Below are 22,615 nucleotides of genomic sequence, written 5' to 3'. Positions count from 1 at the left end.
TTAATCAGGCAGCGTGATAAAAACGGATTTTCTCGCCTTTGGTTCCAGGTTTCTGGTCCGGTGGCCCTTTCCTTCAGTATCTTCTAATAATAGCACTTCGCCAGGCTGAAATCGCCTTTTTTCACCCAACGTCGTTTCAATTTCTATTCCGCCATCAATCAGTATAAGGTACTGCTTTTGCGGAGCATTGTGGAAATTATAATCATAGGATGCTTCCACTTCCCGAAAAATGATGGACTTCACGGGCAGGGCTTCTGATAATTTTCCAATGTCGCCTGCCTCTTTCAATGGAAAGGCTATGTCTTCAAATCTTGTATCACCATTGCTATCGCTGTATACTCTTGTTACCGGAAACATAGCATTGTATTTAAGTAGTAAATAGCAGTTTTTTTACCTGGACTATTTTATCCTGATTGATGGTGTGTCCCATAGTAACATAAATCTTTTCTGTAACCGCCGCATTCATATCTTTTAGTAGGTTAGTGGTAGAGTATATTCTTTCAAGGGGTATATGCTGGTCAGGATCGCTAGAGCCTATGAATATGGGAGTGTTCTGAAAATCGCCTGGCAAGGGATTGAACACCAAATTTAGTACTGCCCTCCTATCCAACTCGGCACCAATGGCAAAATCGAGAGCTTCGACCTACGATCTGTCGTAGGTGTCATTTTGGGATGATTACTGAAACAAAAGAATTCTTGAAAACGATAGCTGTTTATCTTTGAAAAAGTTCTTCAAAACGAGCCAAAACGATGCAGAACGCGGGTCGTTCACCCTCGTGTCACGTATTTCTTTTTTGCAAGTGTATTTTGCCGACAGACAACTGTTTACCCGAAAAGGTTCAAATCCCTCAGGAGCCGCCAGGTAAGTTTCAAAATCAGTCAATCCCTTGCACCGTTGGGAACAGAGCGCTGGACAGGATCATCCTTTCAGCTGAATTAAGCAATGACGATGAGTATATCTGCGCACAAAAACGCCAGCTGATCGTCAAGCACGAATTGACTATCCTTGCACTACAGGAAGCCCCGTGTTTTATCTTGAAGCGTCTTCACGTATGAATAAAAAAGAAAAGTAACTTCGGTGGTCGTGATGAACAAAACCGGTGGTAAATTATTTGTTACTTTAAAAAGTGATTGGTACCCCGAAACATTTGAGAAACTAAATGAAGATTTGCTAATGATGGAAACAATTAAGGACTACTCTTAGTGCTACCTTTTTCAAAGTAAATCTTTCCTCCGAAGTCAGTTTGCCTGCATCAACTTTATCTCAACCTTTCTTTTTTATTTTTACGCCACTCTTTTACCTATTACCAATTTAGCCGGAATAAGAATGAACAACCTTTGTAAAAACACATTTTCTTTCTTTTTTGCCATCACCACACTTTTCAGCCTTCCCTCCTGTTTCTTTCAGAAGGGATACAGGCTTTCAGAAGGAAGCTACCATAGCTCATATGACGATACTACATTGACGGTTGAAAACCGTTCGATCCTTCTGCCCTACAACCGGTTTATTGATCCCGCTGGCACCGTAATCCGCTTTGGAAGAGTCTCGCTTGAAAACCATAGCCTCGACCTCGCGTTGTTGCCTGCACGCAATCAGATGGTAGTGGAAGACCGCTATGGTCTTGCCTTCATCGATCATGCAACAAAAAAGCTTTTATTCCACCTGGACTACCCCGAGCCAGCCTACCGTGGTTTTATGAGCACGTTTTCCGGCATCAAAGTGTTGCAGGAAAACAATGTCACCCGCATTTTCTGGGGCGCTGCCAATCCGACGACCAAAGTTTCCGTTGTGATGGAAGCTGTTTGGGACGGCAAGAAAGCGTCCCTCAGCGATGCCATCCCGTTCAAGCCGGTTGCGCCAGCACCCATGTCGCTGCCCAATGATCTGGCACTGCGAAAAGAAGACGGTGAAGATTACCTGTATGTCGTCTTAAACGGAAACAACCAACTGGTAAAACTCCGGCTTCGTGACAAACAGGTGGTCTGGACGGCAAATACCGGGATGGCTCCTTTCGGTCTTGCGCTGACTGCCACAAGAGCATATGTAACCAATTGGGCCGGTCCGGTACCAACAGACACGAGGCGGGAAACAGCCGGTATTCCGTACGGGGATGTCTACGTGGACCCGCGCACAGGTGCTACAGCTCTGGGTTCAGTGTCGGTCATTGCTTTGCCAACGGGCAAAATGGAAAAGGAAATTGAAGTCGGTTTACACCCCAATGCGATCATCAGCAGTAAAGATGAAAAACGCTTGTACGTCGCAAACGGCAACAGCGACAATGTTTCCGTGATCAATACAGTAACCAATAACGTAATTGAAACAGTACCCGTTGGCCTGAATGCCGGCTTGAACAAGTTTATTGGCGCTTCTCCCAATGCCCTGGCCGTGGACGAGACAGGTGCCAGGTTATACGTTGCCAACGGGATGGATAATGCCATCGCTGTTGTTACACTTGGCGCTTCCGCTGCTGCAAACGGGAAAGAAACTACAGGAGTTGAAGGATTTATCCCAACCGAGGCTTATCCTTCCGGTCTTGTTATCAGCGACAACAACTTGCTTGTTGCAAACCTGGAAGGCGAAGGCGCACGGGCATCAAACAACAAACGATACAGTTCGCACCAGCAGGAAGCTACTGTTTCCATTATTCCGCTCCCGGACAAAGCCACGTTAACCAGGTTTACCAAACGGGTTGAAAATGCCAACCTTCTGTTCCGGACAAAGCTCTCCCAATTAACACCCAGGACCAATATGGCTCCCAGGCCAGTGCCGGAGCGAATTGGTGAGCCTTCTGTCTTCAAGCATGTCCTGTATATCATCAAAGAAAACAAAACCTACGACCAGGTACTAGGTGATATGCGGGAAGGAAACGGGATGCCGTCGCTATGTGTTTTTGGCGACAGCGTTACACCCAACCAGCATCAATTTGCCAGAGAGTTTCAGCTATTGGACAACTATTACGTTTCCGGTAAGTCATCCGCCGAAGGACATTCCTGGACGGATGCGGCGATTGTTACCGACTATGTCGAAAAAAATGTGCGGGCCTGGTACCGGAGTTACGGGCATGTGTTGACCGATGCACTCATCTACAACAAAGAGGGCTTCCTGTGGAACAACGCATTGGATCACGGCAAGACCGTTCGCATCTATGGGGAAGCCTGTACACCCAATTTGAAAAAAGGACTTGGCTGGAAAGATGTTTACCAGTTACACAAGGAAGGAAAAGAGGTTCCGTTTGAGAACGAAACGACCATTTCACGGGTAAAGCCCATTATGTCGGAAACCTTCCCGTGCTACGAGGGACAAACCTTTTCGGACCAGATCCGTGCAGATGCCTTTATCAAAGAATTGGCTGGGTACGAAAGAATGCCGGGTGATTCGTTGCCGCAACTTATGATCATGGCCTTGCCAGCCGACCACACGGCGGGAATGAGAGAAGGCTTTCCAACACCCAGGGCTGCCGTTGCAGACAATGATTTGACGGTGGGAAGAATTATCGAGGCACTGAGCAAAAGCCGTTTTTGGGATTCGACGGTAGTCTTTATCACTGAGGATGATTCGCAGTCGGGATGGGACCATGTATCGGCTTACCGGACCACGGGTTTTGTGGTGAGTCCTTTTTCCCATTTGCAAAAAACGGTTCACACCAACTATAACCAAACCTGCATTGTACGCACCATCGAGCAAATCCTGGGCATTCCGCCCATGAACATCATGGATGCAACCGCATTGCCGATGTTTGACTGCTTCAGCGATACGAAAAATACCAGTCCCTATGCTACGATCACCAACAAAATTCCGTTGGACGAATTGAACAAGCCCGCCAACAGTTTATCAGGCAAAGCCAAAAAGTATTCGGAGCTTTCTTCATCACCACTGTTTGCCAAAATTGACAGCGGCAACGATGACCTGCTGAACCGAATCATCTGGTATGCCACCATGGGTGATAAGCCTTATCCCAAAAAGATGACGCTTCCGAAAAAAGAAAGGGACGATGATGACGATTAAGCTTCCTTTTCCAGGCAAAATACACTTACCCTAAACCTCGATAACACTCACCATCAGGTAGAGCTGATTGCTAGAGAAATGACAAACAATCTTTAAGCGGTTTGCGATCAATTTATCCCGGCTGCAAGTTGTTGGGGACTGAAATTGTCAACCCCATCTCTACATTCGTATCCATGGTAGGATCGAAAAGACTAACCTACACTGGGCCGGGTAAGAGATTGAATATACCATCCAGTTGTCCCCTCCTATCCAACTCGGCACCAATGGCAAAATCGAGAGCTTCGACCTACGATCTGTCATAGGTGTTCTTCTGGAATGATTACTGAAACAAAAGAATTCTTGAAAACGAAAGCTGTTTATCATTGAAAGAGTTCTCGAAACGAGCCGAAACAACGCAAAACGCGGGTCGTTCTCCCTCGTGTCATTTTTTCTTATTGCAAGTATATTTTACTGATCAACAATTGTTTACGCCAAAAGGTTCAAGTCCCTCAGGATCCACCTAAGTAGTTTCAAAATCAGTCAATCCCTTGCAAATCAGTGGTGAACGCAGGGGGCTTTTTCTTTTATACCCCTCGGAATTACCCGCCTTTCGTCAGTTTTTAAGTCGCTCTTTTTTCACCGGGAAAATTCAGCACAACTGCCTTTTGTAGTTTGCAAAATATTTTCAACTGGTTCAAAAAATGGTTACAGTATCACCGACTTCACCTTCAAAACCATTTGTTATCAAAGACACCAATCACAATTATGGAGGCGGCTGCCTTTCAATTTTTCTTTTAAATGAAAATTAGCCGTTAGAATACCAGCACCAAACTGCAATTGGAAACGCATTAGTTGTTTCAAAGTTTTTATAAAATATCCATTGGTTCAACTAGCAATGGTCTTGGCCCTTTCATTATCAAACAAATCGCGGAGCTTCCGGCTTTATTTTTACGAACAACTTCACCGTTAACTAGCATAGTTCACTGTTCATTTCCATCCGGCAAATGCATGCCCTGCTTCTTAATTGACGATTGCACAAAAGCAGCTTCTGTTTACAAAACAAATTGCTGGAAGTTCAACCTGCATTTGCCATCACACATATGAAATATTATTTGCTTTTGTATTCCGTTGCGAAAAGTACATGAGGATCGCCATCAGTGCAGCCGTTACCAGGGCTGCGATGCCACGGCTAAAATTCAGGCCGCCTTTCTCAATCGGCTTTGTCAAAAAATCGCCAAAGGTGGCGCCAAAAGGACGGGTGAAAATAAAAGCAATCCAAAAGAGCAAAACTTCATTCAGCCTCGTGAAATAATGCAACACCACCACTAGCAAAATAATCCCCGCTGTAATGGCCGCACCTACCAAGTAGCTCAATCCCAGATCATCGCTCAAAAAATCGCCAAAGGCAGTTCCAAGGCTATTGGAAATTAAGATGGCACCCCAATAGTAAAGTTCTACGCGGCGTTGTGTAACAGGGTACACTTTAATTTGCCCTTCATGGCGATACCAGGCATACAACATAAGAAGTAAGGCGGTAAAAAGAAGGAGAGATCCCCAGGCATATCCTACACCCAAAGTGCGGTCCATCAGATCTGAAATTTCGGTGCCTACCGTAGTGGTGCCGATGATCACCAGCCAGTAAGTTGGCGCTAAATACGTTTTCTGACGGAGTTGTAAAAACAGAACAATCAAAAAGAAAAGCAAGGTGATCAAAAGGCCTACAATATAGCCGAGGTTTAGCGACATTGAAAAGAAGTCACCCAATATTTCACCAAGCGTGGTGGCCAAAATTTTCAGAACCCAGAAGATCAGTGTGATCCTGGCGACCTTGTTGCGTGCAATGTCTTTGTTTTCCATATTTTGCTTTTTAGGGATAACCGATTCTCCTACCTTTTAAAATTTCATACCTGATTATACAAAGCCGCAGGTTGCCTGTAGCAGTGTTCTTTCTTTTAGCCATATTTTTAAAAAGCAAAGCCCTCAGAAGAGGACTTTGCCGTCAGCGCTGACCTTTTCTGTCGTCAAAAAATTACCATACACTTCAGACAACACATTCCAGTTCGCTATCTTGCCTTCATAGGTAATTTCTCTCTCGGCACTGGTTGTCACAACTGCTTTGTAAGTAATGCTGTGGCCGCTGCTGCAGCCAGGTGCTTCTTCACAGGTTACTTGTTTCATAGTGTCCGCGAGCATGTAAGTTGCCGTCCGATTCTGTTTACATTTTGAACTTTCAATTGCAAAAAGAGGGATTAACCAAACCGTAAAGAAATACAAACATTGCTTTCACAACCTGGGGAAAGCACCAGCGGAACAGCAAAAGGATTCTCCATCTTCTTTGGTTAACCCCAGTTTGGAGCGGGACCGGGATTTACTTATCCTTAATTTATGGCGCCTTCTTTTCAGGCTGAAAAAGCGCATTTTTTCTGAATTTAAATAACATGTTTGCAACGCTTCATGTTTTTTCACAAGACAGATAAAACTCGTTCTTGCCTTTATAGGAAATGCCCTTCACCTGCCAGTCGACCGTTCGATCTTTTGTTAAGGCCAACTGTTGCGGTTGCCCGGAAAAAAATTGTCGTCTTTAAAGCCGTTGAATATCTACAGGAAAGGACGCTTGTAACCTTCTTGGTAGCCGACAAGTGCCAATTCATTTCCATCAGTAAGCGCCGTGTCAGTAACGAGGCCTTTAGTGTCGAAGAAGGCAAACGACCTTGCCGCATAGGGTCCTGGTGTTTTTGGCAATGCACATAGCTGCGTTTTCAAATCACCCTTCGTTTGGTGAATACATAAAGCGAGTCATGGCAACTAGGCATCGCCTCACAGTCATAATTATTCGTTTTTTCTGACCTCACCACGCCTTAATCCGGAAATCGGAAGACAATGAGTTCACCATCTACGGCGATATCCGGTTGGTTACCAATAGCGATTTCAGAATTCTTATAATGCTCCTCTTTCCTCTGACACCTTTGTTATCACCTACATCACCCACATAGAGATAGTCCTCATCAACCGCAACTGCTCCACATCATATGTCCGGTACTTTCTAACAGGAACGACCTGAATAACATTGCCCTGAAGGTCGAGTTTGAAAATATTTGCGTCGGCATTCCTGGTGTTACTGATAGCCCAAAGGGCATCGCCATCCTTTGCCGTACCGGAGATTTCGTGGAGTGTGGAAGGGAGTTCTTTTTTGTAAACGAAAGGAACAGTTTGCCCTGTTACTTGAATCGAAACAAAAGGAGTATCTGTTTTTTGAAACTTTTCGTTTACGACTGGCAAGCCATTTGTCGCGGCAGGGTTTGTGAAAACACATCAACTGAACCAAGGAGAGCAACCATCAACAACAAACCTTTTCTCATCGCGAATTATCTATTCTCAAACTATACACCGAATCTGAAAAAAATTTGAAGGAAAAAACTTCTACAGTTCAATTTTTCTCCAAAATTGTGGCAATCACAATGCCTGAAGCGTCGCCCCTGCCGCCGGGAGTGTAGGGCAAAGCTTACTGTTCAACCGGGACATTCATATTGTTGCCACCTTCTTCCCTCTTTGGCTTGAATTCAAGCTTTCCAAACTTCCAGGCAAAACTTAATCCAAAGGAACGGAAGGGAATTTTGCGAATACTGGTGGTGGTAAAATTGGAACTGAATAATCTGGTCTCCTGATTGATGTATTCGCTGAACGGATTTGTGGTGGTAAAAGCAAGGCTTCCTTTCTTGTTCCAGAACTGTTTGCGCAGCGCAATGGTATAAAATGTAAAGGATGGATAGAAGCCTTGTGCTTCACGCCGCGATGAATTGAAGTTTCCAAAAAATTCGCCGCTGAATGTTGGAGTGAACTGGTAAGCCGTGTTGATGTTAAACCGGTAATTGAAACTAAACGAATTAAAACCGGGATCAAGAATATTGATGGTGTGGCGGTGAAAAAGGAAGGCATTTGACCGCACCGTAAATTTATCAGATACATGAATGTCAGCAAAGAGACTGACACCTACATTCTTTTCCATTCCAATATTCTGACGGCGGTTGATGGTTACGTTTGTATAGACCGAATCACCCACCTGATAAGAAGGATAATAGGTAAGATAGGGCTGGATGTCGTGGTCGTTCATCCGGTAAAAAAGGCTTACCATAAAGGACCCAAGATTTTCCATTTCCTTGCTATAGCCCAACTCAATCCGGTTACCAATTTCCGGTTGGAGAGAAGGATTGCCTGCCGTTAAATTTTTGGGATCATTGGTATTGACAAAGGGGTTCAGGTCATGGTAATCGGGACGCTCGATCCTCCTGGAATAACTCAGTTTCAGGCTTTGCTTTTCATCGATATTTTTTGAAAGGTATACAGAAGGCACAAACGTATTGTATCCCGGCACTTTTATCTGATGCAGCGTATTGGAATAATACGAATTGATTTCTGTACGCTCATAGCGTCCGCCAATCTTTGCATTCAGGATTTTACCAACGGGAAAACTAATCTCGGAATACAGCGCATAAACGTATTGGTGATAGTCCAGCCCGTTGGATAAAGAAGAATTGAAAGCGTATGCCTTTTCCGATGGCATGTACCGCAGCACCTGCGAATTGCTGTTGATGTCATACAGGCTCAGTTTGCTGCCAATGCCTAAGGTGACATCTTTTTGTAACGGCTCCGTGTAATCAACCTTCACTTCGGTCTCACGGGTCTTCCCGGGATTTTGGCTGGTGGTACCATAGTACAACGAATCTTGCGGTAGTAAAAACTGGCTGTTGCTACCACCGGAATGATCATTGCCAAAACTGGAATTGACATTAATCTCCAGTTCACGATCTTCTTTGGCAAATGTGCGTTTGTAACTCAGGCCTGCATCAACATTATGGAACTGGAAATCATTGCGGCTTTGAATCCTCGAAAGAATATCACCCAGTGTACTGCCTGTATAATACTGCTGGTCCTGAAGCGAGCTGCCAGTGCCTTTGCTCCCGAAATGATTGAAGGAAAAAGAGCCGGAAAAGCTGTTGTGCTTTTGCGGAGTCCAGTCAAATCCAAGCCCGGTTTGATACCCGCTACGGGTGAATTGCCCCTGCCCTTCCTGGTGAAGGATCGTTTGCCGGTTGTCGGTGGTGGCAATCCGGTCCGATGTGGAATAAACGGTGGATTTCAGCCGTGCATTTCCACTGACAAAGGCATTCATGCCAAAGTTGCCATTGCGGACATTCAGGTTCAGGGAGCCATTCTCCTGCAACGTCCCCACCGTTAACGCAAGGCTTCCGTTATAGCCCTTTGCATTGCTCGACTTTAATATAATATTGATGATTCCCCCCATTCCGGCGGCATCGTATTTTGCACCAGGGTTGGTGATGACTTCAATGCTTTTTATCTGGCTCGCGGGGATGGATTGCAACACATCGGAAATACTGCTGCCAAAGGCGGTAGACGGTTTGCCGTTAATTAGAAAACGAACACCGCCGCTGCCGGCCAGTTGCACATTACCATCCGCATCTACCGAAACCTGCGGCACCTTTTTCAACACATCGGTGGCCACCCCGGATTGCGAAGTGACGTCCTTTTCTGCATTGAAGACCATTTTATCAATTTTGTTTTCAATGAGTCTTCCTTTTGCTGTAACAGTTATTCCCTGCAATGTTTTTGGCTGAGCGGCGAGCAGGATCGTTTTGAGGTTGATTGTTGAATGACTGGCAGTAACGTTTGGAATTCGTATGGGACTATAACCAATAAATTCACAGACAACTGTGTACGTGCTGTCCGCCACATCAGTAATGGTAAAGACACCATTTTTATCGGTGGCCGCGCCATTGATTGGTTTCGTAGGGTCGGCCAAATAAATGGAAACGGTTGCATATTCCAGGGGAGCTTTTGTAGCCGAATCAATTACTTTTCCGGTGATCGTACCCTTATTTCCATCCTGACCGAATCCGCAAATGACCGTCAAAAGCAGTAGTCCCACGAAACAAAATCTATTCACCCGTTAAAAATTTAGCGTACAAAGGTATCGGTGAATTCTGAAGCAACTCTGTTGTTTAACCTAAATTAAGGATGCACGAAAGGCGATTACCCAATCGGGACCGCGGAGTCGTTCCGCCAAAAGTTAACGGAGCCTGCAGTGAGAACTGTTTTGGTGATCATTCATTCCGGCGTGGAGCACGCCTCTTGCAGCATACAATAGCAAAACACAGGTAGGACATCCTTTTTTGCTGCACTAAACTTACTGTAAATACCCACTGGACACCTTAAATGATTCTGAAGCAATCACCGATAAGTAAGGCAAGGCTCGGGGTGATCAGAGTTAAACTTAATTCCGAACAACACGCTACCTTTTGCCGGATTATGGTTTTGCATATAGGCATATCGGTGATAATTGCGTACCACTTGCAGTCCTGTCATGTAACCAGGACCCGCGCCTGCAAACACATCACTGATCCGGTGTTTATTTTCCGTAATGCGGCTAAGCCCAGGCGGTGTAGCCGCTGCGTATGATAAAATCGGTACCCAATGCAGGTTACGATATTCATATGCAAATACCGTTGCGACGGCAAAGGCAGCCGTGGTGTGGGCGGAAGGAAAGGACGTGCTGCCATCCGTGCGGGAAAAAGCCGGCCCGTGAAACGCAGGGCTGGGCTCAGCGGTGCCATCGGCTAAATCGGTAGGCTGTACCCGAAGCAAGACTGCTACTCAGATGAACAAAAGTCTCTTCATCTCTGTTGCTGTTTTGAAGTAATAAACAATCCGTGCACAATTTTCGATCTAACCACAAGTTAGCCATAAAAGAAAAGCAGCCTGCGCAGCGTATTGGATAGTTTCCATCACTGACCCTTCTTCGCGGATTCATTTTTGAAGACCATTATCATCACTTAAGACATGCAATACATGACGGTGGAACAAGATGTACATTAACATTTTCCAACCCCTCACCTTCAAAATTTCAACGGATTCAGGGGATATGTTTATAAAAATTTTTGACATGAAAACATCGTTGATTTTAGCGGTTATACTGACCAGTTGCACGATGGCCGCCCGTGCACAAACAGTAAAATCAAACGAGGTGCCGGCACCCGTTAAAGCAGCCTTTCAAAAAAGCTATGCAAATGCCACACAGGTGACCTGGGAAAAAGAAAAAGGAAACTACGAGGCCAACTGGGGCGGTAAATCAGGCGAAGACCACTCCGTGCAGTACAGACCTTCCGGGGAGTTAATTGAAGTTATTCAGGCGATCCCCATAAGCCAGTTGCCCAAAGGCGTCAGCAGGTATGTAAAGGCGCACTACAAAGGAGCCAGGATTACCGAAGCTGGTCGGGTAACCGATGCAAAAGGAAAAGTCTCGTTTGAAGCAGAGGTGAATAAAAAAGACATTCTGTTTGATGAAAAAGGAAATTTTTTGAAAGTAGAAGATTAACAACGAGCATCTGCATTGAACAAGAGCAGGGTTGAAAGGTGATTGCATCCTTTTTACCCTGCTTTTCTATTAGAGGCGCTTATCACTGGGAACTTAACTCCCGCATCATTGCCTCTACACAAGACCTAGAATGCCATTCACATCTCCCACTATTCTTTAAAAGAAAGATCAGAAAGCTTGTGCAGGGCGATGTTGGCCAAAGGAAATTTAATCAGGCAAGGTGGGCACGATGATAATCACGGGAGGAATATAGTCAATGCGCTCTTTCATATCAAATCCGTTTTTCTTAAGTACAAACGTTTGCAAACAGTACCCTGATAAGTTCATGACCATCACCCGGCAAATAATTCCCAGACAATTGTTGAGTGAAAAGACGTAAACGACATTTTTGTGATTCCCGGCCGCCAATGGTGCAAACGTCATGATCACCCGTAGAAAATTAGAAAGAAAAACAGTGTATTTACCGTGCATGTCATAAAAATCCCTGGCGCGACAAATATGCTTTTTTATGAAAAAGAAACTGTCGTTCTTTTGGAACAAATAGCTTGCTTTTAGGTAGTCGATAAAACAACCCAGGTAACTGCCGGCAGCGGTAGCCATCATTAACAAAACAACGCGAAAAAGTTGCTGGGTATCTAAAATTTCCGCTCACATTCCTCCTCCCCCTTGTATGCCCAATGGCAGAATCGAGCAGGAGCACCTACAATCAATCGTAGGCAGTAAAAATCTTTGATTGTTTATTTTTTTGGTTTTTGCAAAACAAAAAGTCCTTTTATCGTTGAATCAGTTCTCAAAACGACCAGAAACGACGCGAAACGCGGGTAGTTCACCCACACGTCACCTGTTCCTTTTTTAGAAAGTGTACTGATCTGATAAAGAATTGCTTACTCCAAAAGGTTCAAGGCCCTCAGGATCCACAGAGCAAGTTTTAAAATCAGTCAATCCCTTGCACGGCAGCTGACAGGACCACTATTGTACTGGTGAACGACACGTCAACTGTACCGCATGAAAACCTGTTTTTCCAAACCCTGAAAACCAACGTAACTTATGAAACTTCCAGCTACCTCTTTACATAGGATTCGATGTTAGCGGTTTGTTGTTTTTTCTTCGGTCGGTTCATAGTAAAATATCGTTACACCTGAAGGTAGAGTTTTAGTCTTAATGAGTTTGAAAATTATCCTTTCCTCTATTTCTTCAAACAAATGCAATCCCTTTCCTTCAATCATAGGATGAATACAAATTTGAAATTCGTCAATAAGATGGCTATTTAAGAGTTGAATAATCAAACTCCGACTACCAACTAAAATATCTTGTCTTGATTGTTTCTTTAGTTCCAAAAGTTTTTCTTCTAGAGGTCGTTTTACTATTTCTGCTGTGTCCCATCCAGTGTCCTTTAATGTGTTAGAAAAAACGACTTTTTTGATTTTATCTATTGAAACCGCAAAGTCATTCATTGATTTTTGTTCAGATGGATTTGTCAATAATGTTTGCCAAAATTTCATAAGTTCAAAAGTTGTCCGACCATACAAAATCACTCCTGCACTATTTATGAGGTCGGAATAATGCTGATGAAGTTTTTCATCTACGACCCCTACAGTATGGTCGCAAACTCCATCAAGAGTCATATTGATTGCTGCAATTACTTTTCTCATATTTATTAATAGTTGTCTGAAATTGGTTTCAGTTTGGGTTGTGTATTAGCAGCTCGTTTTTCAAACTGATATAGGTCTTATTTTACTCTTTCTATACCATTAATAATCCCAGCTTTTATCGTATTTCCGTATCCGTTTTCGGGTAAATGGTTAGTAAATGAAAGTGCTATTTGATAATTCTTTCTTGCATTTTCAAAGTCGCCCAGGTCTTCGTAGCCTTTAGCAATGTTTAAATATAACGAAGGCAATGCGCCCTTAACATTGTCGTCATTTGACTTTAATGCCAGATGCAGAGCCGTTTCGTCCCATTTCAACTTACCTTCTACACTTTTCTGATGTCGAGCTACATAATGAGCCGCAGTGAATTTTTCAAAGTCGTTTGTAGCTTCGTTCCAGGCTTGGAGAAAGAGTTTGCTTGCCTCTTCTGATTTGCCTTTTCCTTCCATATCCATGCCTGCCGCACAAAGTTTAATTACATTGTTATTTGGGTTGAACCTCATATCATTTAATTGAAATGTGGACAGCAACATTAATAAGCTCAAATTTCCTGAACATTGACATAGGTCAAAAAACTCATTTTGATTTAAGCCTGCTTAAGGTTTCTTGAGTTATATCGAGGTAGGATGCAAATATCTTATTGAAAGTCGTTGAATGTACCCTGGATTCTCCGTCATTAACAAGTCATAGCGCTGTTTTGCTGAAAGAGTTACCAGGTTCTCTATTTTCTTCTTTTGAAAGAGATAAGCCGTTTCTAAAAGTGTTCTATAAATTTTTTCCCATTTGGGGGCATCATTTACTAACTGATAAAAATCATTATGGCTTATTACTGATAATTCAGAATTTTCAAGGGTACCAACAAATTCAAATGATTTCTGTTGAGAGATAAAACTGGAAATGGAAGTTGCAACGCTGTTTTTAAAAGCAATATATCCAGTCTTTTCATGTCCTTGGCTGGTGATATAATATGTGCGAATACAACCACTGTTAATGAAATAAAACTCCTTGCATATTTCTCCTTCCGAAAGTAGGACTGTATTCTTTTTTACGGTTTGAAACTTGAAGCATGAAATTATCCTTTCCATTTGTCTGCTATCAATATCTGCGCTAGCCCGTAGATAATACTTCAATTGTTCCGTCATTGGTTTTTATGTTGCAGAACCGTCCTTACAATGAGCGCAAACGTTTATCGGCATTCTGCTGTGCTGGTATTCTGTGTTCGGTCAGTCGAAGTGCAAGCCGGTAGATAATTTATTGTTCAAGATAAAAGCTTTTACTGAACGATGTTCTGCCAGCCAAAACTGCTGCCAATAGCAGAAAAGGTGACGATATGCGTTGAATCAGCCAGCATAGCAGGAAACCGCTGTTAGCCTCTTGTCTTTTTATTGAAAGTATGAATACTTCTTCGAACCTTTTATCATCTTACCTTTTGGTAAGTCCAGTAATTCTGCTGGGTTAACCTCGTAATTTTAAGTTCATTAAACTAAAGTTATTTGTTATGCCAACGAGAAAAACATTTTTGAAAACGATAGGAATTATGAGCACCATGTTTACAGTACCTGAAGCGTTTGCAAATATGAAAAATGAGGATGCGCTGCTGATGCCGATGCTTTCAAACAGAAATAAGGAGAATTCCTATTGGTATATAGGCCATTTAATGTCATTACTCGTTACCTCTAAGGAAACGGGTGGTCAATACGCTTTGATTCGTGCAACTGAACGCAAGGGCCTAGAACCTCCGCCACACACCCATACAAAAGAAGACGAAGCTTTTTTGATACTAGAAGGCGAAGTAATTTATACGGTAGGCAATCGAAAATTTAATGCAAAACAAGGTGATGTCATGTTTCTGCCTAAAAATATCCAGCATTCCTTTAAAATACAATCTGAAAAATTGGAAACTTTGATTTTGCTTACACCGGGTGGCTTGGAGAATTACTTTGTTGAAATGAGCAAACCTGCTGAGGAATTAGCGCTTCCGCCAATGCCGCAAGGATCTCCCGATATTAAAAAGTTAATAGCGACTGCTTCAAAATACGGTGTTAAGTTTCCAAAGATGAAAGCATAAAAACCTTATTCTTTTTCTGCCATGCCATTTTCAATTTCTTCAATAGCAGGCATGGGCGTCATGCTCATTTCTTTACTCATTTGTTCGTCTTGCAAGTATAAATAACCCCATTCTACGATTGAATTGATGAGAGGAATTAAACTCTCACCGATAGAGGTTAAAGCATACTCAGCTTTCCCGGTTTGAAATTCAAAAGCGTTACGTAGGATTATTTTTTTCTGAATAAAAAAGTCCAGTTCCTGCATGAGTATTTTATCTGATAGCCCCGGCAGTTTACTTTTAATTTCACCAAAACCCAGAGATTGATTTTTTAAATTCCATAAGATACCCATTTGCCATTTACCGGCAATAAATTGCCTGGCATGCTGAACTGGGCAGCCAATATATAATCTATCTACAGTGCTCATAATTTTGACTATTCTGTTTTGTGGTTAAGAACTGTCTGTCTAAGTAGCGCCTAACGTCCAGAGGATAGGTGAAGTAGCGGAATTTGAAAAACTTCTGCTTCACTCCTTTGCTGTTGTTGATTATTGTTTTACAGTTGAAAGATAGAGTTTCAGCCGTTATTTTGCCAATCCTGTGTTAGGCGCATTTAGTTTTTCAGGCCAAAAAACTTTGCTGCATTATTATAAAATATATCCTCTTTGTCTTGCTTTGTAAGAAAGTTCAAGCTATTTAGAAACCGCACTGACTTTTCAATGGCATAAGGCCATATCATCTGATCTGAGCCAAACATGATTCTATTTAAGTATCCAGCCTCCTTGGCATTTCGGAGCAACTCTTTTACATAGCGTTGTGTATTGGGTTCCACCCAAAGCAATACGGCAAGGTCAGTGTAGAGTTGGGGATAATAAGCCATGAGGCGGATCGCATGCTCAGGCCAATCTTCTCCCCCGCCGTGCATCAGGTAAATTCTAAGATTTGGGTATTTTACCAAAACATCTTCGATTAAATAAGGATCTGCAAGCCGTAGCCTGGCTTTCGGCGACCAGGAATACGTTCCTCCAGGATCACCACCACCCGTATGGACAGCGACTGGGATATTGTACTTTTCGCAGATTCTTAAATAAGGCTGCCAGATAGAATCACTCAATGTGGTTCCTCCATAATACGGTGCAATTTCTCCAAATACCTCAAGTTTTTTGTCCTTGATCATTTGCTCGAGTTTGACGCTGTCCATTCCATAATCATTGGGAGTGTACATCAAGATGCCCCGGATAACAATATGATGACTGTCTTTTTCGAACCATTCATCTACACTTTGTGGATTACCGCTTACAACTGCTTTCACGATATTTAATTTCTTAAATGCAGCAAAAGTGGCTGCACGATGAACGTCCGCATTGACAGCACCCTTGACTCCGTAGTGATCGGTTGCCGGCTCACGATCTCCGAAATCGCTGTTCGTGTAGGAATGGATGTGCATATCGATAATTCTCGTTTGCGGTTGGGCAAGCAAAACGTGAGTAAGTAGTGACAGAAAAATTGTGATGCATTTATTCATAAGAGCTGTTGTATGAGTGCGCCTAACGTGAAAGCATTGATGTCAGGTGTGGCATCGGCAGCAATGCAGTTCAGTAAAGATAATCAGCTGCCGTGCTATTCGTCAAGCTTCATAGCAGCAATTCGGCCACGCATGCAGTAATGCACTTTTAGTTGCCGTTTGTACCTCAGAGTATTTTTGATATTGTGCTTCCTTTATTTTAAGCCGCTGCATTAGTCATTTAATGTTTGCGGCAATGACAATTGCAATAACGATGAAACTAAATATTCCGGCACCCAAATAAGTAAACCAAGGATGTCGGAAGTTGCCTTTTACTTCGATAAAATTGCTAATCAAAGATGGGGTAAAAGGTATTCCATAGCGTTTCAATCCACATTTCTTACAGATGATGTTCGCATTCTTTTCAAAAGGGAAAATTGGAATCCAGTAAATGTGGTAATAGTTGCTTAATACCATGACATCTGCCCAATTTTGGGCCTCACAGCACGGGCACCGTACAAAAAGCTCGTCGACAGCGATCGGTGTCTGCCTGTTTCCATAAATGATCAGTCCCATAATTAGTTAGTTTGTAATTGTTCTTTTGCTAAATGGCAACTAACGTTAAGCGCTTGCTGATGTACCGGCATTCTATGTTCCTTCAGCTTAAATTTATTCTATATAGATGATTATAATTCATTTGATCAGCCATTATTCTGTAGCCGGTATATTGGCCAGCGCATGTTATATGCATTACTTCTCCCAATCGTCAGTTTTAACGAAAACAGTCTGATGCATCATTCACTTACTTGCGCCAACCGAGTCCTGGAGCCACATGTTCCAGGATTGAAGACAGCACATGAATGTTATAGTCTACTCCTAATGTATTCGGTATAGTCAAGAGAAGTGTGTCGGCTTCCTGTATGGCTTCATCCTTTGCCAACTCGTTAATAAGTTGATCAGGTTCTGCGGCGTAACTTCTTCCGAAAATGGCGTTCCTTCCCGGCTCAATCATTCCGATTTGATCAACGCGATCGGCCTCCCGGCCAAAGAAAAGCCGGTCCTGGTCAGTGACCAATGCGAAAATTGAGCGGCTCACCGATACCCTCGGCGCCCGCCCATGCCCTGCTTTTTTCCAGGCTTCTTTATATAACCTTATTTGCTCGGCCTGTTGTATGTGAAATGGCTTACCGCTTTCATCAAACTTCAGCGTGGAACTTTGCAGATGCATTCCGTTTTCTGCAGCCCATACGGCAGTCGCATTGGAAGCAGCTCCCCACCAGATACGCTCCCGCAATCCTTCTGAATGTGGTTCCAGGCGAAGTAGTCCAGGCGGGTTGGGAAACATCGGGGCCGGATTCGGCTTTGCAAACCCAACTCCCTTTAACTTATCAAGGAACTCCAGGGCTTTGCGACGCCCCATATCTGCATCGGTTTCTCCTGCTTTGGGTTCATAGCCGAAATAGCGCCACCCCTCGATAACCTGTTCCGGCGACCCTCTGCTAATTCCCAATTCTAACCGTCCTTTTGAAATTAAATCAGCAGCACCGGCATCTTCCACCATATACAACGGGTTTTCATACCGCATATCAATCACACCCGTTCCAATTTCTATTTTACTTGTTTTTGCACCGATTGCTGAAAGCAAAGGAAATGGAGATGCCAGCTGGGCTGCAAAATGGTGCACTCGAAAATAAGCTCCGTCCAAACCAATTTGTTCGGCAGCAACAGCCAGGTCAATTGATTGAAGTAAGGTGTCACTTGCTGTACGGGTTTTATAGGCCGGGTGATTAGCCCAATGTCCAAACGATAGAAATCCTAGTTTCTTCATCCTTTTCGATTTGTATTTTCCCCACGACAATAATAATTATTACGTGTTATCAAAAGTAGAATCAAATTTCCATGTCAAAGCTTTCAGCTTTGTCAAGCAAGCCAATAACCTTTGTATGTCCAGTCTGTTTCATCATAAGGTTGCGTACAACCTAGAACGGATTTCTGATGCCAAGGTATACTGTGTTCCTTTTGCTTCACTTCTGTTCTGCTGTGCAATAAAGTTATATTGTTTAGTTATGCTTCGTCAGCATTAGTTTCAGAAATCCGATGTTAGCAGTCCTTACTTTTTGAAGAATGTTTTCTCTCCTGTTATTTGCATATGAGAGCTATTTCGAGTACCTGCACATTTTTCAAGGTTTCGCGTTCATAGAATATAAAATGTATCTGAAGCTTCTGGCTTTGGCACATCCTCCAATCCCAATAATTGCTTGACATTGATTTCGATGTTTCTGGCAATTGCTGTAACTGGAACATCACTTGGCCGGTTTCGGAATGGATCTTGCAAGTGAAAGGCTGTTTTTTTCAAGTAGCAGAAATACGGAAGAAATGAGCACTAATAAAGGGATTTCAAAAATTGGCTCTATGTTTCGCAGCGCAATAGACAGGGTAATCACAAACAAATAAATGGCAAAATGCAGGAACAAACGATAAGTAGCGGGAAATACAGTAGAGTTAATTCTTTCAGCTTTTCCCATCGAATCACATAGCCGTACACAGGTTTGGTCCAGTTGGGTCTGTTGTATGCTGTCAATTTGGTTGTTCGTTTTTAGGTTCCTGATTTCTGAAGCATTCAGTTGCAGCAAGGCTAAAGGCTTGTTGGCGTGTCGACGAATAACATCCATGTCGTGGCGGCTGAGGTACTGTTCAAGGTTATCGAGTGGATCCAAACCTCTTAAGGATTGACCAAGTGCATAACACCAGGCAATTTGTCTTAATGCTATCCTCTCGATTGTTACATTATGATTTGATCCGACAAAGTTTTGTAGCTGCAACACAAAGCTTCTGGAGTCATTTACAATAGCACCCCATACCTTTCTACCCTCCCACCATCTGTCATAGGACTGGCTCATCTTAAAGGATAATAAAATGGAAATGGCAGTACCTAAAAAGGTAGGGACATTCAACGGCATTTCGGGCAGATGAGCCGAAAACAGGTTGGTCAAGAAATTGAAAACAACCCCGACTGCAAGAATGAAAATGAGATCTCTTCTTATCTCTTTGAATATATACGCCAAGGGAACTTTGTTATCTAAAATCATCTTCCTTTCTCCTAAATTACCTGTGGTTTAAACAACTGCTAACGGCTGGGGTATTTCTGCAGTAGCGGAAGGCTGTGTTCGTCAGCTTAAATTTATTGATAAAGTTGAGTAAAATTACAATCGCTCAGCACCTATTCTTCAGCAGCTATTGCTGAAATACCATTTTTAGCGGCAGCCGACCCTTTAAGGTCTATACCATTCATCACTTATTGTTCTATTCTGAAAACCGGGTAAAGCTTTTTCCGTCGTATCGGCACAAACCCATGTTACCGGTACCGAACCAAATGTTTCCGGCTCTGTCGGCTACAATGCAAAAAACTGAATTATTCGTCAATCCATCCTTCGTATTGAAATTGGTAAATGTTTTCCCATTGAAACGCCAAACACCGCCGTCTTCCCTGGCACCCAGTGATGCAAACCAGATGTTGCCAGTTTTATCTTCTACAATAGAACCGGTACCCGTGGTGTCAAAGCCTTTCTTTTCGCCAACAACTGTAAAGGTTTTCCCGTCGAAACGGGACAAACCTTTGTGCCGGCAAGCCACCCACAATGTGCCGTTTTTATCCTCAAAAATAGAACGAACCCAATCATCGCCATTTGGTTTAAAACTGGTCAGGTATCGGCCATCAAAACGACACAGTCCTTCTTTCTCCCCTAACCCGGAACCGAACCAAACGTTGCCTGCTTTGTCTTCCAACATACACTGCACCATTTTAAGACGCAACCCACTGTCATTGACAATATTTTGATTCTCTAAAAAGCGGGTAAAGGACGTTCCATTGTAGCAATAAACCCCTTCACTTGTTCCAAACCAAATGGTTCCAACTTTGTCTTGCATAATACTCCAAACACTATTTTTCACAGCCGGGGATTGTTTTGCAGTCATTGCATTACCATAATTACCATGAGAAACAGTTACTGGAATACGGGAAATCGTTTTCCCATCGTAACGACAGATACCACTGTCCGTGCCAAACCAAATGTTACCGGCTTTATCCTCCCAAAGGGACCAAATAATATCACTGCTCAAACCATCTTTTGTAGTCAAATTGGTAAATGAGCTTCCGTTGTACCGATAGACACCTTCGCCTGTCGTGCCAAACCATAGGTTGCCTGCTTTGTCTTGCAAACCGCAATGAACATTCCCGGCAGTTCCCGCGCCTTGTCTCTTAACCAGTTTTGTTTGTATACTCAGTGAGGGTTTTAGTTCATCTGCATTTTCTTTCAGCAAGTTTGTCTTTGCTTGTCCGTTACAGGCAGAGAAAAACGTTACTGCAATCAGTAAGGAGATAATTTGATAATTAATCAATGTCGCTTTGTTTTATGCGTCTTTGTCTCTCATCCAGGTAGAGTCCAATGGTTGCCTCTAACGAACAGCGCTTTGTGAAGGTGGGGGAAATGGGAAAACGTCAGCTTCACTTATTTCCTACTGCCGAATAAAGTTAATTGGTTGAACCCTTATTCATCAGCCCTTGTTTTTTAAAGCTAATGTTGTGCGTCTGTCTGATGTGTTTACCATTAAGCCACCTCGTTAAAGTTTAAGAAACTATTCTTTCAAAAAGTTCAATGTTGCTTTGAAGTTGTCAAAAGCGTTAGTTTCCCATAGCGTTCTCCCATCAATAAATGTTTGAATGAATGACGGCCTTCCTCCTTTGGGCAAGTAATGGTGAAGTCAGCCTGCTTTTGAAACACCATGACAAAATCAGAACCACCAAAAAGAAACATACCCATCTCATCTCCTTTCTTTATCCTGCTCCCTTGTTTTATTGCTGTGCTAAATTGAATTGAGCTAACCGGCGACATGCCAATCGGCAGCAACGCTACCAAGCCATATTGATCGGTTTCTAAAATAACGCACCCCCTTGTTTCGATAGCCTGCCAGCCAATGCTTCCCGGGTTAAATACATATCTTTTTTCCCTTGCATCCCAGGTCACATAACCGCCTGCCGTGTTGGTAGCAGAAATCACCCGGGCTTCTTTTACAGTTCCACTCAACGGAAAGTGATAGCGGTGATAGTCTCCCACGTCAAGAAAGGTATGTGTGATGGTTCCGCCTTGAAATGCATCTTTATATTGACTGCTGTCCCCGATAAGCGATTTCACAGAATATACCGTTGCCGTTTTTATCGGCACACCTTCTTGCCCAACAATTCCGGAATTGCTGTCAATTTTCCAAACACCCTGTGGGGCAGCGTCTGCTGGCGATACAACAATGGACTCGTCTGAGGGAGAAGAAACGGGTCTTTTGTCGGGCGATTTCAAACGCCTGGTAAAAAACTGGTTAAAGGTTTCCCAGTGTGAAGGATCTTCGTACCAGTCATTTTGCAAACCGAATTTTTCTTCAGACAGGGCTAGCTTGTAATAAGCTGCATTCCATGACTGTTTCGTGTCGAGAAAACTTCCCCATCCTTTGTCAAAACTTGTGAGCCATGAACAAAAAGGCTCTTCATATTGAAGGGAATTGTTGAAATAACCCTTCCCTTCCAATTCAGGCAACGGAATGTCGGTGATAAAAAACAAATAGCCCAAACTCTGGTCGATCCGGTTGTAGAGTGTTGCATGTTCCGTATGTCGAATCAAGTCCCAGGGCATAGCGGTTTCAGCCCATGAGACAAACTGATAAAAGTCTTCCAGATTTTTTACGGGGTTGGTGGTTGTGTCCGGATTAATTTCCCTTCCCTTGTTGATAGCATGGGCCAGAAGGGATTTCATTTTTGGATATTTCGCTACTATGGCAATCAATTCTCTTGTTTTTGCCCCGTAACTATTTTTAGGCTGAGTATCTCCGTTGTTACAGGATAGAAACAATATTGCAGTAATTGCAATGCAGGCACAATAAACCGATTTCGAAAAATAGAACCGATTTGCTTTCTTGTCATTTTTCATTGCAGTTGTTTGTTTCTATTCTCTCACTTCTGTAAGTGCGTCTGCCAGTATGGCGCACAACGGTG

Annotated in this window: 20 protein-coding genes; 3 read left to right on the top strand and 17 right to left on the bottom strand. The window is 43.1% G+C overall.

The window, feature by feature from the left end:
• Window positions 1-357, bottom strand: coding sequence for a cupin domain-containing protein (locus tag D6024_RS21675; protein ID WP_121356917.1), 357 nt, complete (start codon window positions 355-357; stop codon window positions 1-3).
• A 970-nt stretch (window positions 358-1,327) separates the two neighbouring features.
• On the opposite strand from D6024_RS21675, the gene D6024_RS21665 reads away from it, so the two are divergent.
• Window positions 1,328-4,006 (top strand): alkaline phosphatase family protein, encoded by a 2,679-nt coding sequence (locus D6024_RS21665; protein WP_121356915.1) that lies wholly within the window; start codon window positions 1,328-1,330, stop codon window positions 4,004-4,006.
• Window positions 4,007-5,077: 1,071 nt separating this feature from the next.
• On the opposite strand, the gene D6024_RS21660 is transcribed toward D6024_RS21665, so the two are convergent.
• The 5 genes from D6024_RS21660 to D6024_RS27640 all read right to left on the bottom strand — a co-directional run bounded on the left by D6024_RS21660 (window position 5,078) and on the right by D6024_RS27640 (window position 10,645).
• Window positions 5,078-5,842: a COG4705 family protein gene (locus D6024_RS21660; protein ID WP_121356914.1), complete on the bottom strand. Its 765-nt coding sequence runs from the start codon at window positions 5,840-5,842 to the stop codon at window positions 5,078-5,080.
• 123 nt (window positions 5,843-5,965) lie between these two features.
• Window positions 5,966-6,163, bottom strand: a complete 198-nt coding sequence (locus D6024_RS21655; RefSeq protein WP_162944927.1) for a hypothetical protein — start codon at window positions 6,161-6,163, stop codon at window positions 5,966-5,968.
• 798 nt (window positions 6,164-6,961) lie between these two features.
• Window positions 6,962-7,264 carry a hypothetical protein gene (locus D6024_RS21650; RefSeq protein ID WP_121356912.1) on the bottom strand — a complete coding sequence of 101 codons (303 nt, stop codon included), beginning with the start codon at window positions 7,262-7,264 and terminating at the stop codon, window positions 6,962-6,964.
• A gap of 223 nt (window positions 7,265-7,487) precedes the next feature.
• Window positions 7,488-9,947, bottom strand: a complete 2,460-nt coding sequence (locus D6024_RS21645) for a TonB-dependent receptor domain-containing protein (RefSeq protein WP_121356911.1) — start codon at window positions 9,945-9,947, stop codon at window positions 7,488-7,490.
• Window positions 9,948-10,231: 284 nt separating this feature from the next.
• On the bottom strand, window positions 10,232-10,645 hold the full coding sequence (locus D6024_RS27640; protein WP_121356910.1) for a phosphatase PAP2 family protein: 414 nt from the start codon (window positions 10,643-10,645) through the stop codon (window positions 10,232-10,234).
• Window positions 10,646-10,943: 298 nt separating this feature from the next.
• Between D6024_RS27640 and D6024_RS21635 the strand changes: the two genes are divergently transcribed.
• Complete coding sequence (locus D6024_RS21635) at window positions 10,944-11,375, top strand: PepSY-like domain-containing protein (RefSeq protein ID WP_162944926.1); 432 nt, start codon at window positions 10,944-10,946, stop codon at window positions 11,373-11,375.
• A gap of 207 nt (window positions 11,376-11,582) precedes the next feature.
• Here D6024_RS21635 and D6024_RS21630 read toward each other — a convergent pair whose 3' ends face one another.
• The 4 genes from D6024_RS21630 to D6024_RS21615 all read right to left on the bottom strand — a co-directional run bounded on the left by D6024_RS21630 (window position 11,583) and on the right by D6024_RS21615 (window position 14,166).
• Window positions 11,583-11,915: a DedA family protein gene (locus D6024_RS21630; protein WP_162944925.1), complete on the bottom strand. Its 333-nt coding sequence runs from the start codon at window positions 11,913-11,915 to the stop codon at window positions 11,583-11,585.
• Window positions 11,916-12,460: 545 nt separating this feature from the next.
• Window positions 12,461-13,027, bottom strand: a complete 567-nt coding sequence (locus D6024_RS21625) for a dihydrofolate reductase family protein (protein WP_121356907.1) — start codon at window positions 13,025-13,027, stop codon at window positions 12,461-12,463.
• Window positions 13,028-13,104: 77 nt separating this feature from the next.
• Window positions 13,105-13,527: a tetratricopeptide repeat protein gene (locus D6024_RS21620; protein ID WP_121356999.1), complete on the bottom strand. Its 423-nt coding sequence runs from the start codon at window positions 13,525-13,527 to the stop codon at window positions 13,105-13,107.
• A 108-nt stretch (window positions 13,528-13,635) separates the two neighbouring features.
• Complete coding sequence (locus D6024_RS21615) at window positions 13,636-14,166, bottom strand: Crp/Fnr family transcriptional regulator (RefSeq protein ID WP_121356906.1); 531 nt, start codon at window positions 14,164-14,166, stop codon at window positions 13,636-13,638.
• Window positions 14,167-14,522: 356 nt separating this feature from the next.
• Here D6024_RS21615 and D6024_RS21610 point away from each other — a divergent pair, with 356 nt between their 5' ends.
• Window positions 14,523-15,092 carry a cupin domain-containing protein gene (locus D6024_RS21610; protein WP_121356905.1) on the top strand — a complete coding sequence of 190 codons (570 nt, stop codon included), beginning with the start codon at window positions 14,523-14,525 and terminating at the stop codon, window positions 15,090-15,092.
• A 5-nt stretch (window positions 15,093-15,097) separates the two neighbouring features.
• Here D6024_RS21610 and D6024_RS21605 read toward each other — a convergent pair whose 3' ends face one another.
• From D6024_RS21605 to D6024_RS21575, 7 genes are all read right to left on the bottom strand, one after another.
• On the bottom strand, window positions 15,098-15,499 hold the full coding sequence (locus tag D6024_RS21605; RefSeq protein ID WP_121356904.1) for a winged helix-turn-helix transcriptional regulator: 402 nt from the start codon (window positions 15,497-15,499) through the stop codon (window positions 15,098-15,100).
• 185 nt (window positions 15,500-15,684) lie between these two features.
• Window positions 15,685-16,596 (bottom strand): amidohydrolase family protein, encoded by a 912-nt coding sequence (locus D6024_RS21600; RefSeq protein ID WP_121356903.1) that lies wholly within the window; start codon window positions 16,594-16,596, stop codon window positions 15,685-15,687.
• A 216-nt stretch (window positions 16,597-16,812) separates the two neighbouring features.
• The gene (locus tag D6024_RS21595) at window positions 16,813-17,151 is read right to left on the bottom strand and encodes a hypothetical protein (RefSeq protein WP_121356902.1); all 339 of its coding nucleotides are present in this window, start codon (window positions 17,149-17,151) and stop codon (window positions 16,813-16,815) included.
• Window positions 17,152-17,377: 226 nt separating this feature from the next.
• A complete protein-coding gene (locus D6024_RS21590; protein WP_121356901.1) occupies window positions 17,378-18,403 on the bottom strand; it encodes an LLM class flavin-dependent oxidoreductase in 1,026 nt (341 codons plus the stop codon).
• Between the two features lie 475 nt (window positions 18,404-18,878).
• On the bottom strand, window positions 18,879-19,664 hold the full coding sequence (locus D6024_RS21585) for a bestrophin family protein (protein ID WP_205573345.1): 786 nt from the start codon (window positions 19,662-19,664) through the stop codon (window positions 18,879-18,881).
• A 214-nt stretch (window positions 19,665-19,878) separates the two neighbouring features.
• Window positions 19,879-20,973 carry a ligand-binding sensor domain-containing protein gene (locus D6024_RS21580; RefSeq protein WP_121356900.1) on the bottom strand — a complete coding sequence of 365 codons (1,095 nt, stop codon included), beginning with the start codon at window positions 20,971-20,973 and terminating at the stop codon, window positions 19,879-19,881.
• A gap of 254 nt (window positions 20,974-21,227) precedes the next feature.
• Window positions 21,228-22,550 (bottom strand): phosphatidylserine decarboxylase, encoded by a 1,323-nt coding sequence (locus D6024_RS21575; protein WP_121356899.1) that lies wholly within the window; start codon window positions 22,548-22,550, stop codon window positions 21,228-21,230.
• Window positions 22,551-22,615: the final 65 nt, after the last annotated feature.

The organism is Flavisolibacter nicotianae (assembly GCF_003628535.1).
Taxonomy (GTDB): domain Bacteria; phylum Bacteroidota; class Bacteroidia; order Chitinophagales; family Chitinophagaceae; genus Flavisolibacter; species Flavisolibacter nicotianae.
The sequence above is the reverse complement of the archived record's forward strand: the minus strand, read 5'-3'. Positions and strand labels throughout refer to the sequence as shown.